Here is a 15239-nt window from a genome sequence, read left to right on the forward strand (position 1 = left end):
AAAATCCTTTCAATAATAATTTTGTGGGGTATTATAATCAAATTTGATATACCCTTTTTTAATTGTTAGGTTATTGCACTCTTTTTTTATCCACTCAAACAATTTTAGAAAATTCTTTTTTGTTTCTTCGCTCACCGCATCGTCTTTTTCGCCATACAAAAGCCTTGTTTTGAACGCCATGCTCAATTCCATTCGCTTATTTCCAGCGTATTTGTTTCTATCGTTTGCGCTGAAACAATCTTCAATTTGTTTGAAATGCCTGTCGCAGTCTGAGAGTTGTAAGATGGTGATAGGATTACCCAAATACTTATTAGCTTTTTTTAAATCGTTCGCTCGTTGCTTGTTGGTTAAAAACGCATTTTCTGTCATCGTCTGTCAAAACAATGGGGTTATTGTCTAACTCGCAAAGTTTTTTAATGGTTTCTTTCATCTTGTTTGGATTGTTTTTAAGCCCTGAAATGGGTAAGAAAGTGAAAGGAATGGGGTTGTCTTTGAATTGTGGATTATGCTTATTGAAATACAATTTGAAAGCGCTCAAATAACAATAATCGGTGATGCCTTCTACAAAGATGATTCGGTGTTTTTGGGGGTTGTGGAAAACATGCTGACCCACCCCTAAAGAGCGTTTGATTTTATCCAAAGCGTCAGAGTCTTTGATCGCATTATTTAGGGGATAGTTAAAGCGATTCTTAATCATAGAGCCTTCTTTTTCTACAATTTCTACAATCCTTATTTCATCTAAATGATCCGTATCCACTAAAAAGGGGTCATGGGTGGCTAAAACAAAGCTAACATGATTTTTATGAGCGTATTCTTTTAAAAATCTCCTGAATTCCTTTCTGGTTGGCACGCTCAAGTGAGTGGCTGGATCGTCCATGACATAGATAATATTCTTGTTAAGGCTAAAATGTGATCCCCAATTATAGAGAAAACCAAACATGAAATTAAACGCCCATTGAAAGCCGGTGCTTTGCTGGCTTAAGATGATTGGCTCATTTTGATTATCAGATTTTCTGCAATCATAAACTTCAAGTTTTATTTCATATGCCGTAGATTCCTTTGAATAATCATAAAATTTATTGTTGTGTCGGACACGAATTTTCAATTGGTAACTATCTTGAGAACTATCTTCAGCGATCGCTAAAAGCTCATTAAATTCTTTTGCGATTGAAGAATCTATTTTTGATTGCATGTTGTGTTCTAAAATTTCTACAAGACTTACTTCAACCATCAAAGGAGATGCATCATCTTTAGAAAATGTGAGTTGCACCATATCGTTATCGCTATGATACTCACACTTTGGAAAAGGATAATCTGATCGCCTGATCTCTTTTAACAATTCCTGGTTGATTTCTTGCAAGTATTTTTTAGGGATAATAAACGATTTATCAAAACCAAAATAAACTTCTAGATCATTATTTTTATCAAATTTTATTTGTAATGCTCGCTTAGTTTCTAAACTATGCCAAATTATAGTGGGATTAAAATCTATTTTATTAAATAATGATTGAAAGAAGCAATGTGCAAAAAATTGAGAATGAAAATCCTCAAGTGGTTTGATCTTAAGATCACTATCTGTGATTTTTAACTCTTTGTATTCTCTCATGTTTGGCACAAATTCATCCAATGAATGATCCTTCAAGGGGAAATTAACTCTGTTTCTTAAACCCTGAAACGCTGTATAGGGATTACACTCTCTGCAATGCCTTATGATCTCTGAAACGCTCTCACTTTGTTTGAATTTTCCCTTGTTGTCCTCAAATTTTTCTTTGATTCCTTTAGGATTTTTGGGGAACAAACGAGTGCCACTCTCATTGTCTAAAATTTTTATACTCTCCCACAGAGATATTCTTGCTGATTTCAAAAGATCATCGTATTGGTATTGCCTAATTTTTGAATTTGATAACAATTCCATTTTTTCCAAATAAAACTGACACATCATGTATTTCATATCTTTAGACGCATCATTAACAACATGACTTGCTATATATTTTTTGCATATTTGTTGGATATTTTTGAGTAGATCATTAATCTTATACTCCGGCTCTTCTTCGCTATTGCATTCATTTTTGCAGTGATTTTCAATTTCTCGGATCAGCGACTCTTTGTTTCGCTCAAAATCCTCTCTTGTTTTTTCAAGGTTTTTTAAAGAATTTTTAATTTTCTTTTTAAGGTTGCCTATATTTAATCGGAATGTTCTAAATTGCTGTTTAAATTTTTCATTGATGGGGTATTTTTCGTCTATTTTTTCAATCATCTCTTTGACAAACTCTGATAATTTTTCTTGAGATTGTTCATTTAATAGAGCTTCAGTTTTTGGTGTGAATTTTGTATTAGAGTCAGTAGTCTTAAAAATTTCATCTAAAGCTTCTAGCTTTTTTAAGATATATTCCACATCTTTTGGTTTGATTTCTTTTTCACTAAGTTTTTTAAAACAAGAATAAATTTTTTCTAATTGGTTTTGTTTGTGTTTCCCCATGATAAAAAATTCATCTGAGTTGTGTTTTTTATTAGGCGTATTGCACTTTTTGATTTCTTTGATGCACTGACAAAAAGTTTTAATCCCTTCGCTATTACCGCTTACATATTTGATTAATTCTTTGAAAAGCAGATTGTTGGTTGAATCGGCATATTTGGTTACAAGCTCGCTCAATTTTAATTTTTCTTTGTAAAAATGTAAAAATAATCCTAATGAATTGTAAGAAGTTATAAGATTTATAAAATTACTCACAAGAGTGCAAATATTTGAATAGTCGTTATTGTTAGTGGGAATATAAACGCTGTTGCTACATTGTTCCCCTAAAGCTTCTACATGTTTTTCAAAAGGGTAGCTGATTAGCGTTTTTGATAATTCCTTTAATCCTTTATTAACTTCCTTAGATTGAATTTTTAAATCCACGCAAGAAAAACCTGTGATTTTGTGATCAAGGATTGTTTCTTCTTCTAAACTTAAAAGGGTGTCTTTTTCATGGGTTTTGAAATAATCTTCTTCACTACAAAGTTTGACATCCACATCATTAAAGATTTTTAAAGCTTCTAAAACATTGCTTTTACCGACATTATTTTCCCCCACTAAAACCACCAACCCCCCATGTTTTTCATCAAAACTTGAATTTAAAAGCAATTCTGTGGGCGAGTTTCTACCCAAATTCCTAAAATGGTGTAATTTCAAAACATGCTTATGAAGTTTCATGTCTTACCCTTTCAAAACGCAAATTTAATTGATGATGCAAAATTAAACAAAACATGCTATAAAGAAAATTCAAATACTATCATTTTAAGGATTAAAATGCTCACCCAAGAAGACATCTTGAACGCGTTAAAAACGATCATCTACCCTAATTTTGAAAAGGATATTGTCAGCTTTGGTTTTGTTAAAAACATCACCTTGCATGACAACCAATTAGGGCTTTTAATAGAAATCCCCTCAAGCTCTGAAGAAACGAGCACGATTTTAAGGGAAAATATCTCCAAAGCGATGCAAGAAAAAGGCGTGAAGGCTTTGAATTTGGATATTAAAACCCCGCCTAAACCGCAAGCCCCAAAGCCCGCCACTAAAAATCTGGCTAAAAACATCAAGCATGTGGTCATGATAAGCTCAGGCAAGGGCGGTGTGGGTAAAAGCACCACTAGCGTGAATTTAAGCATCGCTTTAGCGAATTTAAACCAAAAAGTGGGGTTACTAGACGCTGATGTGTATGGCCCTAATATCCCCAGAATGATGGGTTTGCAAAACGCTGATGTGATCATGGATCCTAGCGGTAAAAAACTCATTCCTTTAAAGGCTTTTGGCGTTTCTGTGATGAGCATGGGGCTTTTGTATGATGAAGGGCAGAGTCTCATTTGGAGAGGACCCATGCTTATGCGAGCGATTGAGCAGATGCTAAGCGATATTATTTGGGGGGATTTAGACGTGTTGGTGGTGGATATGCCCCCAGGAACAGGCGATGCGCAGCTCACGCTAGCCCAAGCCGTGCCACTCAGCGCAGGAATCACCGTTACTACGCCTCAAATCGTGAGTTTGGATGACGCTAAACGGAGTTTGGACATGTTTAAGAAACTACACATTCCTATTGCCGGCATTGTAGAAAATATGGGGAGTTTTGTGTGCGAGCATTGCAAGAAAGAAAGCGAGATTTTTGGCTCAAATTCCATGAATGAGTTGCTAGAAGCTTACCACACGCAGATTTTAGCCAAGCTCCCTTTAGAGCCTAAAGTGCGTTTAGGGGGGGATAGGGGCGAACCGATTGTGATTTCTCACCCTAATAGCGTGAGCGCTAAGATTTTTGAAAAAATGGCGCAAGATTTGAGCGCTTTTTTAGAGAGAGTAAAAAAGGAAAAACTAGCCGATAATAAGGACATCCAGCCCACACAAACCCATGCTTGCTCGCATTAATTTTGAAAGGGGGTTTAAAAAACCCTTTTAACCAACCGCTTCACTTTTTGTTTGATCTTAAAAAGCAAAAATTCTATAAGGAATTTAGAAGAAAGCCTGGGCAGAAGAAATTCAAAAGAATACCGCTTGTCTGAAAAGGATAAGGCTTTATTGAAAGCGTGGATTTCTTGGGTTTCTTTATCCCTATTTTGAAGGGATTCAAAGAGGCGATCTAAAAAGGGAGCGTTAAAATAGGCGTCTTTAAAAGGCGTTTGAATCAACGCTTCATGCCATTTTTTCGCGCCAATGACGCTTAAGAGTTTCCAGGGTTTATCGCCCCAAAAATGCAGCATGCGCGCTTCTTTGATGCTAGGGAATGATGGCATATCAAGGAAACTGGGGTGGGCGTTGTAGGAATAAGGCAGTTCTAAAATCCTACCACGGCACACAAAACACAAAGCGTCTTGATCGCTAAATAAAAGTTTTTCGTTTTTCACAATGAAAAAGGTAATCAATTGGTTTTCTAGATTTTCTTCACGCCACAATTTTAAATTTAAGGCTAAAAACCCGGCGTTAAAGTAGTTGTCAAAAAGGATTTGAGCTTCTTTTAAATCAGGGAAAGCGTCAGCAACGCCGATAGATTTTGCGTGCATTTGGCGTAATTCGTATAAATCCTTAGCCGAATTCCTGTCCATAGCGATCAAATCTTTTTCCCTCACAGCCCCAAAATAATGCGTTTCAAGGGGGATAAAAAAGCTCTCGCTAATATCACCCACAAACAAAGTGTCCACATCAAATGCGATCATCTTGTCGTATTGGGGGAAAAGGGAGGCAAAAAAGAAACGGCACATGATCATTTTAGAAAAGCGTTTTTGCGAAAAAGCATTGAGTTTTAAATACAATTTTTTAATTTCACTCGCTATTAAAGCATCAAGTTTGCGGTAATTATGGCGTGGTTCTAATTCTTCATTAGAAATATCCAAAAACTCTATACTGGAAAAAGCGCTAAAAGGAGCGATCGTTTCTTCTAATTTGGCTATATTTTCTAGGCTTAAACTCTCCACCAAACAATGGATTTTATAAAAGAGTTTTACTCTCTCTCTCTCGTTTGGCGTTTGCTAGCATGGAATACAAACTCACGCCAGCAGGGATACAATAATTATTGTCAAAAGCCACCACAACAGGGATAATCTCTTGCATGCATAGTCCTTAAATCTTTAAATTGGGCCTGCTAAAAAGGGGGTGATTTGTAATCTTATCGTTTTTTTTTTTTTTTTTCAAAACCAAAATGGCGAGTTTGTTTTATGGCATAATATCAGACTTCAATAAAAAAGGTGTTTGATAAAAGGGTGCTTAATCAAAAAGTTTGGCTAGGGTTTTTGGCTTTGCATGGGGTTTTTCTCAGCGCTTTTGAGTATCAAATCAGCGCGAGAGTGGGATCGTTTTCGCGCATCGCTTTCAATCAGTCGGTTATCAACTCCAAAAAAGGGATTTACCCTACAGGGAGTTATGTAACCACTACCGGGGCCTTACAAATTGATGTTAGTTTGCTCCCTAAAGGGATTGAAAACCACAAATTGGGTTTTGGGGTGGGGGGCGAAATAGGAGCGTTAGCTTATGATTCCACGAAGTTTTTGATTGATGAAGCCAACCCTAAGGCAGGGTTTCAGCCGGCGAACTGGTATTACATGGGGCGATGGGAGGGCTATTTGATGCAATACAGCCAAAATTGGACCAGAGAGCAAAAGGCTCAAAACGCCAGGCCTTATGTGTTATACAATTTGTATTTAGATTATCAATATAAGGACATTTTTGGGATTAAATTAGGGCGTTACCCTTCTAAGGCTTTGTTTTTGAGCGGGTTTAATCAAGGGTTTGAGCTTTTTTACCGGTGGAAAAAGTTTAAGATAGTGTGGTTTAGCACCTTTGGAAGGGCTTTAGCCAATGAACAATACATTAGAGATTTTTACGCTCCTGTCAATTACAAGCAAAAAATCAACTACGGCATGCACAATTTCAATCTCATTTATGAAAATAAATACATTAGGGTCGCGCCTTTTATTTGGTTTTACCCTAAGAATTTTAACGCTCCTGGATTTGAAATCACCCATGACACAAAGTCTTATTGGAAATCTCTTTGGCGCATCCAAACGACTTTTTACGCATGGTTTCCTCTTTATAGCGATTATTTGTCTAAAGATTATTACAGAGCCGCTTTAGTGGGTAAAAAAAGCGCGAGTTTGTTTGTGTTTCAAAGGATCAATTTTCGCTCTTATCGTTTTGGCTGGAGCGTGTATAAGAATTTTTGGAACGCGAGCGTTCAATTAGGCTGGAATGGTTCACCCATTGATCCTTTTTATGACACGAAAGATGACACCCCTTATGAAGACGCTTATTCCAATTTTTACAACGCTAATTCCATGACCATTAACGCTTTTGTAGGGAAGAGTATTAAGAATCTTTTGGTGCAATTGTATGGGAAATTGACCTATTCCCCAAGGGCTGATTCGCAAAGCTTAGGGGTTACTTTTAAATATAACCTTAAAAAACATATCTATTTAATGCTAATGTTTAATGGCTATCAAATCACGATGCATAAGGGTTATAAGGTAGGGTTTTTCACAAGCGGTTACAACCCTGATTTCGCTCAAACCATTCAAAATAGAAGCTATTTGATGAGCTATATGAGTTATCATTTTTAAGAAATTAAACGTTCTTTCATGTGATTTTTAAGCCATAGCATGCCCCTTTTAAGCGCGCTTTTATTGTATAATCTTAAAAATTTTATTAAAGGAAAAAGTTCAATGTCTAACCAAGAATACACCTTCCAAACTGAAATCAACCAGCTTTTGGATTTGATGATCCACTCTTTGTATTCTAATAAAGAGATTTTTTTAAGGGAGTTGATTTCTAACGCGAGCGACGCTTTGGATAAGCTGAATTATTTGATGCTAACCGATGAGAAATTAAAAGGGCTCAATACCACGCCTAGCATTCATTTGAGTTTTGATAGCCAGAAAAAGACCTTAACGATTAAAGACAATGGTATAGGCATGGATAAAAGCGATCTCATCGAGCATTTAGGCACGATCGCTAAATCAGGCACGAAGAGTTTTTTAAGCGCTTTGAGTGGGGATAAGAAAAAAGATAGCGCTTTAATTGGCCAGTTTGGCGTGGGCTTTTATTCGGCGTTCATGGTAGCGAGTAAGATTGTCGTTCAAACCAAAAAAGTTACTAGCGAGCAAGCTTATGCATGGGTGAGCGATGGTAAGGGCAAGTTTGAAATCAGCGAATGCGTTAAAGAGGAGCAAGGCACAGAAATCACCCTCTTTTTAAAAGAAGAAGATTCTCATTTTGCGAGCCGTTGGGAGATTGATGGCGTTGTTAAAAAGTATTCTGAGCATATCCCTTTCCCTATTTTTTTAACTTACACCGATACGAAATTTGAGGGCGAAGGGGATAATAAAAAAGAAGTTAAAGAAGAAAAATGCGAGCAAATCAATCAAGCGAGCGCTTTATGGAAAATGAATAAGAGCGAGTTAAAAGACAAGGATTACAAAGATTTCTACCAATCGTTTGCGCATGACAACAGCGAGCCTTTGAGCTATATCCATAATAAAGTGGAAGGCTCTTTAGAATACACAACGCTTTTTTACATCCCTAGCAAGGCACCCTTTGATTTGTTTAGGGTGGATTATAAAAGCGGGGTCAAACTTTATGTTAAAAGGGTGTTTATCACTGATGATGACAAAGAATTGTTGCCGTCTTATTTGAGGTTTGTTAAAGGCGTGATTGACAGCGAAGATTTACCCTTGAACGTGAGCCGTGAAATCTTACAGCAAAACAAGATTTTAGCCAATATCCGTTCGGCTTCAGTGAAAAAGATTTTAAGCGAAATTGAGCGCTTGAGCAAGGATGAAAAAAATTACCATAAATTCTATGAGCCTTTCGGGAAAGTGTTAAAAGAAGGCTTGTATGGGGATTTTGAAAACAAAGAAAAACTTTTAGAATTGTTAAGATTCTATTCTAAAGACAAAGGAGAATTGATTTCTTTAAAAGAATACAAAGAAAATTTAAAAGAAAATCAAAAGAGCATTTATTACCTTTTAGGCGAAAATTTAGACTTACTAAAAGCGTCCCCCATTTTGGAAAAATACGCTCAAAAAGGCTATGATGTTTTGTTATTGAGCGATGAAATTGATGCGTTTGTGATGCCAGGCGTGAATGAATACGATAAAACGCCCTTTAAAGACGCTAGTCATAGCGAGAGTTTGAAAGAGCTTGGTTTGGAAGAAATCCATGATGAGGTAAAAGATCAGTTTAAAGATTTGATGAAAGCGTTTGAAGAAAATCTTAAAGATGAGATTAAAGGCGTAGAGCTTTCTAATCATCTCACTTCAGCGGTGGCTTTAATAGGCGATGAACAAAATGCGATGATGGCTAATTTTATGCGTCAAATGGGGCAAAGCGTGCCTGAAAGCAAGAAAACTTTAGAATTAAACCCTAACCATGCGATTTTACAAAAACTCTTAAAATGCGAAGATAAAGAGCAGTTGAGCGCTTTTATCTGGTTGCTTTATGATGGGGCGAAGCTTTTAGAAAAAGGGGCTCTAAAAGACGCTAAAAGCTTTAATGAGCGCCTAAATAGCGTGTTATTAAAGGCGTTGTAGGGGGTAAAACCTTTTTTAAGGGTTTGAAAACTGCTTTAAACCCTTCAAACACCAATCTAAAAACGGCAATGAATGGGTGCGATAAAAGCCTTATTATGATTAAAAGATTAGTTTGTAGGGTTTATGCTTCCATTAAAACATTAAAAAGCGTAAAAGCCAGCTAAACACGGCGTTTAGCTTAACTTTATTGAAACTAAAGTTCTATTTTCAGTTCCTTGAGAGCGTCGCATGCTTCTTTAACGCCTGATTTGCAACCTTTTTTAAAGTTTTCTACCGCTTGCTTTTCGTCCTTTGCTGTGCCTTGAGCGTTGTATTGCATAACCCCTAAATTATAACACCCCCTACCATCATTCAACTCGCATGCTTTAGAATAACGAACGATAGCCTCCTTAAAATTCTTTGTTACACTATATATGTATCCTGCATTAATACACCCTGGGCTGTCTTTTAAATCGCAAGCTTTTTCATACAAATCAAGAGCCTTTCTTAAATCCTTAGGCGTGCCTACGCCATAATGGTGTAAGCTTCCTAATACCATACACCCTTCAGCATGGTTTAAGTCGCAAGCTTTAGAGTAGTATTGTGAGGCTTTTTTAGAGTCTTTAGACACGCCTTGTCCGTTATAGTATAAATTTCCTAGCAGGTTGCACCCATAACCATCATTTAATTCACAACCTTTAGTGTAAAATTGGATGGCTTTTTTCAAGTCTTTTCCCACTCCTTTCCCTTCTTCATAGAACGCCCCTAAAAAAACACACCCAAAGCCATTTTTTAACTCACAAGCTTTTTCAAAATGCGTTTTAGCTTGAGCGAAATCTTGCTTCTTCGCGCTCTCTATGCCTAAATTCACAAGCTCTTTAGCGTCTGGCTCTGCCATTAACCCTCTCAAACACAATGCGCCAAAACACAAGACCCTAAAAAGGGTTTTTTGAACACTTCCTGGCATGATATATCTCCTATTATAAAAAATGTGATCCCTTATAATTGTAACCAAATATTGATGACTAAAGCCTTATTGAACCTTTATTGATGAGATGAAGAAAAAAATTATTTTTCTTTTAACTGCGTGTTGTTTGAGCCTAATTGCTATGCTAAAAGGGATACTTCTAAAGATAGGGCTTAAAAGAGTTTGTTTTAAAAAGTTGATTGAGCCACCCCTTTAAGAGTGGCTTGGTAAAAGCCCTTAAGAATTTAATTTTTGGAAAGGTTTCTTTATTACAAATGGAACAAAAAGGGGCAAAAAGACTATAGCAAGCTTTGATTACTTTGTCAAGCATGACCCCACTCTTATAGGCTATGATAAATGGATATTGGCATGTAAAGCTTGAGTTGGTTTGGTGGTTTTTGCCAGCGAAAAAGGCGTTGGTATTAAAAATAAAACCCTTACACCAAAACTCCCCATTCATTTCTCGCTCAAATCCTCTAAAACCCCCAAAAACACTTTTTCTAAAAGCTCTAATTCCTTCAAGCTCACCCTTTCATCAATGGCATGGATCCTGTCATTAATAACGCCAAACTCCACCACTTCTATGCCGTGAGCGCTAAAAAATCGCGCATCGCTCGTGCCGCCTTTGGTGTTTAAAAGGGGGGTGGTGCGGCATGTTTTTAAAATATTTTCTTTTAAAACGCTGGTGAGTTTTGAATGAGAAGCCGTGATGAAAGGCGAACTGCTTGATTCTAATTCTAAAGTATAAGGCAAATCTTTTAAAACCTTTTCTAAATATTCTTTCAAACTCTCTTTAGTGGTTTTTAAAGAATGGCGCGCATTAAAGGTAATTTCTACGCTTGCTGGAGTCACATTATTAGCCCCTAACCCTGCGTGCAAGTTGGTGATGACTAATTTTGAAGGGTCAAAACACTCATCGCCATTGTCTAAATCAACTCCTGAAATCAAAGGCAAAACCGAAGCGAGCGCATCAATAGGGTTTTGGCATTTTTGCGGGTAAGCCACATGCCCTTGAACGCCTTTTAAAATGAGTTTGCCATTAATAGAGCCTCTTCGGCCAATTTTGATGCTATCGCCTAAGACTTTTTCGCAAGTGGGTTCAGCCACAATCGCCATATGGGGCAGCAAATCTTTTTCTTTGAGCTTTTCTAACATGAGTTTTGTGCCAAAAAACCCTGGCCCTTCTTCATCGCTCGTGAGTAAAATAGAAAGCAAAAAAGGGGTTTTAGGGTTAAAATTTAAACTCGCGCTCAAAAACGCCCCCACGCCCCCCTTCATGTCTTGCGCCCCACGGCCGTATAAAAACCCCTCTTTAATAATGGGTTTAAAGGGATCGCTTTGCCAATTGTTTCCAGGAGGCACGACATCAATATGCCCTGCAAAGCAAAAATGCAAGGGCTTAACATTTTCTTTTGCATGCTTTTCTTCTGCATGCTTTTCTTCTGCATGCTCTTTGGGGGGGTTAAAAATGCGGTATAAAAAAAGGTTTTTCACGCCATTTTCTCCACACTCTAGGGTTTTAAAAGCAGGAAAAAGCGATTTAATGTATTCAAAAATACCGCATTCTTTGGGCGTAATGGTGGGGTAGCTGATGAGCTTTTGGGTGATTTCTAAAGCGTTCATTAAAAATCCTTTAAGAGTTTTTTCGCAAATGGATATACAAATGCAAAACGTCTAAATTCGCCGGGGTGATCCCGCTGATTTCTGAAGCTTCAAAAAGGCTTTTGGGGCGGAATTTTTCTAACTTTTCTACCGCTTCTAGGCTTAAGCCTGGAATGCCTTTAAACACAAAACCTTTAGGGATAGAAACTTTGAGCATGCTATCCATTTTAGCGATATTTTCGTGTTGCTTTTCAATATAAATATTATACTTACATTCAATTTTGATTTGCTCTAAAACCCGCTCATTCAAGGGCGTTAAAAAGCTGAAAAAGGAGCGCATTTTTTCTAAATTAAAACTATCGCGCGCTAAAAGACTGACGCCATCCATTTTGTCATTGATAGGGTTTTCATCCAATTCGTTTAGGCGTTTTAATACTTCTTTACTAGGGGTAAGCACGCATTCTTTAAGGCGTTTGAGATTGTCTTGTATTGCTTGTTGGTCTTTTTTTAATTCCTTATAAAAATCCTCTTCCATAAGCCCTAAACGATAGGCATGCTCGCCTAACCTGAAAAGCGTGTTGTCTTCTCTTAAAAGCAAGCGGTATTCGGCCCGGCTAGTAAACATTCTGTAAGGCTCATTCGTGCCTTTAGTAACCAAATCATCAATCAAAACGCCGATATAAGCTTCATTGCGCTTTAAAATAAAGGGGGCTTGATTCTTTAAGGCCAATACCGCATTAATCCCAGCCATAAGCCCTTGAGCCGCCGCTTCTTCATAGCCGGTAGTCCCATTGATTTGCCCGGCCAAATAAAGCCCTTTGATTTTTTTGGTTTCTAAAGTGTGGGTCAATTCTGTAGGCTGGATAAAATCATACTCTATCGCATAGCCATAACGCGTGATGAGGGCGTTTTCTAAGCCTTTGATAGAATGAATGACCTTTTCTTGCACATCTAGGGGTAAAGAGGTGCTTAAGCCGTTGATATAATATTCGCTTTTATGGATGGTTTGAGGCTCTAAAAACAGCTGGTGGCGTTCTTTCTCGCTAAAGCGGTTGATTTTATCTTCAATGCTAGGGCAATACCTTGGGCCTATGCCTTCAATTTGACCGCTAAATAGGGGGGCTCGGTGGAAATTATCCCTAATGATTTGGTGGGTAATGGGGTTAGTGTAAGTGATAAAACATGAGAGTTGGGTGGGGTTAAAATCTTTGGTTTTATAGCTGAAATAGGGAGGGTTTGCATCCCCAAAATGCTCTTCTAAGCCTTCAAAATCAATGCTATTACCGGCCACTCTTGGGCAAGTGCCGGTTTTTAACCTTTCCACCTTAAAGCCAAGCTCCCTTAAATTCAAGGCTAAAGAATTGGAAGCGTTTTCCCCAAAGCGCCCGTTTTGGTTTTGGTGTTCGCCAATATGCACCACCCCTTTTAAAAAAGTGCCTGTGGTGATGATCACTTTTTTAGCTCTGTAAGTGTTATTAATGTTCGTGGTTACGCCCACTACCTCATCGTTTTCAAGGATTAAACTTTCGGTCATTTCTTGAGAGACGCTCAAATTAGGGGTGTTTAAAACAAGATTTCTTGCAAAAATGCGGTAAGTATCCATATCAATTTGCGCCCTAGTCCCCCTAACCGCCGGCCCTTTAGAAGCGTTTAACACACGATATTGCAAACCGCTATGATCCGTAATAATCCCCATAGCCCCTCCTAAAACATCCACTTCTTTAGTCAAATGCCCTTTACCCAAGCCCCCAATCGCCGGGTTACAGCTCGCCAAACCGATCGTGTCTATGAGCATGGTGATTAAATGCACTCTAACCCCCATTTTGGCTGCAATCAAGCTCGCTTCAATGCCTGCATGCCCCCCACCAATCACTAAAATATCACTTTCTTTTACCACTCTTTTTCCTATTTTGATTTTATTTTTCTAAAACCCTAGTTTTAAAAAAGTTTTATTGTAGCATGGAGGTTAGTAATTTTAAAGGGTAAAACACCATGGAAAATCATTCGCATGCCGATACGAACACTGATGACAAAAGCACCAAGATCGTGCGCTTGTTGGGGTTAATAGGAGGGGCGTTAATCGCGCTCATTATCTATTACGCTTTAGACGCTCAAATGCCTCACATTGTAGAAGAAATCCCCAAGCTTAGTTCCTTAAATTATAAGGCGATGCCTGTTGTGGCTGGGGTGGCTGTTTTAATGGGGATATGGTGGATGACTGAAGCCATTGACCTGCCTGCAACCGCGCTTTTACCTTTGGTGCTTTTTAGCGTCTTTAGCGTGGATCAATTCGCTAGCGTCAGCTCTTCTTACGCATCGCCGATCATCTTTCTTTTTATGGGAGGGTTTATTTTGGCTTTAAGCATGCAAAAATGGAACTTGCACACGCGCATCGCTTTAAGCATTATTTTATTGGTAGGCACAAGCCCTAGGAGGTTGATTTTAGGTTTCATGATAGCTACAGGCTTTCTGTCTATGTGGGTGAGCAATACCGCAACGGCGGTGATGATGTTTCCTGTTGGCATGAGCGTTTTGCAATTAGTCGCTAAACTGGTGGGTAAAGAAAACGCCTCTCATTCATGGTATCAAAAAGAAGAAATCACCAAAGTGCATGGGGGTATTATGGGCAATATCGTGCATAAGGGTAAGGACATCGCTCAAGTGATTCAAGAAAAGACGACTATCTATCGCACGAATTTCAGTATTTGCTTGATGCTTGGCATCGCTTATGCGGCTTCTATTGGCTCTTTAGGCACTCTGATTGGCACGCCGCCTAACGCTTTATTGGCCGGCTATATGAAAACCGCTTTCAATATTGAAATTGGTTTCGCTCAGTGGATGGTGTTTGGGACGCCGTTAGCCTTTATCATGCTCATTTTAGCGTGGCTCTTGCTCACTTATGTGATTTTCCCTTTAAAGATTAAAGAAATCCCAGGGGGTAAGGAAGTCGTTAGATTAGAGTTAAACAAACTAGGCCGTTTGAGTCAGGCGGAAATCTCGGTGGGGATTCTTTTTATTCTGGCGTCTTTAGGGTGGATTTTTTTAGACACGATTTTAAAATCTTGGGGCATTAAGATAGATAAAATTGATTCCGTGATCGCTATGGGGGTTTCTGCGCTTTTATTCATTTTGCCCGCTAACAATCAGGGCGATAGGCTCATTGATTGGGGTGTTGCCAAAAAACTCCCTTGGGATGTGTTGCTTTTATTTGGCGGCGGGTTAGCCTTGAGCGCGCAATTTTCTAAAACCGGGTTGAGTTTGTGGATTGGGCATTTAGTCTCTGGCTTTTCGCATTTACCGATTTTATTCATCATTGTCATGGTCACTTTAATGGTCATTTTCTTAACCGAAATCACTTCTAACACCGCCACCGCTGCCGCATTTTTACCGGTGATTGGAGGGGTTGCGATGGGCATGGGTTATGAAAACCATCAGAGCTTGTTATTGACCATTCCTGTAGCCTTGAGCGCGACTTGCGCGTTCATGCTCCCTGTAGCCACCCCACCCAATGCGATAGCTTATGGCTCTGGGTATGTTAAAATAACGGACATGATTAAAGCCGGTTTGTGGCTTAATTTAGTGGGAGTCGTTTTGATTAGCGCGTTTAGCTATTTTTTGGTTTCGCTGATATTTAATTGATTAAGGA

9 protein-coding genes and 1 pseudogene are annotated in these 15239 nt (G+C 38.4%); 4 read left to right on the plus strand and 6 right to left on the minus strand.

From position 1 onward, the window contains the following. Nucleotides 1-9 precede the first annotated feature (9 nt). A pseudogene (locus I6852_RS01845) lies at nucleotides 10-3193 on the minus strand (AAA family ATPase). Here I6852_RS01845 and I6852_RS01850 point away from each other — a divergent pair. Next, nucleotides 3182-4396: an Mrp/NBP35 family ATP-binding protein gene (locus I6852_RS01850; protein WP_197291472.1), complete on the plus strand. Its 1215-nt coding sequence runs from the start codon at nucleotides 3182-3184 to the stop codon at nucleotides 4394-4396. The pseudogene I6852_RS01845 and the gene I6852_RS01850 sit on opposite strands and share 12 nt — an antisense overlap. A gap of 14 nt (nucleotides 4397-4410) precedes the next feature. Here the strand turns inward: I6852_RS01850 and I6852_RS01855 are convergent, their stop codons facing one another. Together I6852_RS01855 and I6852_RS07940 are read right to left on the minus strand one after the other, a co-directional pair. Next, a complete protein-coding gene (locus tag I6852_RS01855; RefSeq protein ID WP_331458747.1) occupies nucleotides 4411-5439 on the minus strand; it encodes a glycosyltransferase family 8 protein in 1029 nt (342 codons plus the stop codon). Nucleotides 5440-5452: 13 nt separating this feature from the next. Next, entirely contained in the window at nucleotides 5453-5575 is a 123-nt protein-coding gene (locus I6852_RS07940; RefSeq protein WP_231626092.1) for a glycosyltransferase family 8 protein, read from the minus strand. 149 nt (nucleotides 5576-5724) lie between these two features. Here I6852_RS07940 and hofA point away from each other — a divergent pair, with 149 nt between their 5' ends. Together hofA and htpG are read left to right on the plus strand one after the other, a co-directional pair. Then, nucleotides 5725-7077: an outer membrane beta-barrel protein HofA gene (hofA, locus tag I6852_RS01860; protein WP_197291518.1), complete on the plus strand. Its 1353-nt coding sequence runs from the start codon at nucleotides 5725-5727 to the stop codon at nucleotides 7075-7077. A 102-nt stretch (nucleotides 7078-7179) separates the two neighbouring features. Further along, complete coding sequence (gene htpG, locus I6852_RS01865) at nucleotides 7180-9045, plus strand: molecular chaperone HtpG (protein ID WP_197291471.1); 1866 nt, start codon at nucleotides 7180-7182, stop codon at nucleotides 9043-9045. A 193-nt stretch (nucleotides 9046-9238) separates the two neighbouring features. On the opposite strand, the gene hcpA is transcribed toward htpG, so the two are convergent. The 3 genes from hcpA to mnmG form a co-directional block, all read right to left on the minus strand. After that, nucleotides 9239-9991, minus strand: coding sequence for a Sel1-like repeat protein HcpA (gene hcpA / locus I6852_RS01870; RefSeq protein WP_197291470.1), 753 nt, complete (start codon nucleotides 9989-9991; stop codon nucleotides 9239-9241). Nucleotides 9992-10447: 456 nt separating this feature from the next. Continuing rightward, on the minus strand, nucleotides 10448-11614 hold the full coding sequence (gene dapE, locus I6852_RS01875; protein ID WP_197291469.1) for a succinyl-diaminopimelate desuccinylase: 1167 nt from the start codon (nucleotides 11612-11614) through the stop codon (nucleotides 10448-10450). Between the two features lie 10 nt (nucleotides 11615-11624). Further along, nucleotides 11625-13490: a tRNA uridine-5-carboxymethylaminomethyl(34) synthesis enzyme MnmG gene (gene mnmG / locus I6852_RS01880; protein ID WP_197291468.1), complete on the minus strand. Its 1866-nt coding sequence runs from the start codon at nucleotides 13488-13490 to the stop codon at nucleotides 11625-11627. A 95-nt stretch (nucleotides 13491-13585) separates the two neighbouring features. On the opposite strand from mnmG, the gene I6852_RS01885 reads away from it, so the two are divergent. Further along, on the plus strand, nucleotides 13586-15232 hold the full coding sequence (locus I6852_RS01885; RefSeq protein WP_197291467.1) for an SLC13 family permease: 1647 nt from the start codon (nucleotides 13586-13588) through the stop codon (nucleotides 15230-15232). Nucleotides 15233-15239: the final 7 nt, after the last annotated feature.

It is taken from the genome of Helicobacter pylori (assembly GCF_015904775.1).
Taxonomy (GTDB): domain Bacteria; phylum Campylobacterota; class Campylobacteria; order Campylobacterales; family Helicobacteraceae; genus Helicobacter; species Helicobacter pylori_DM.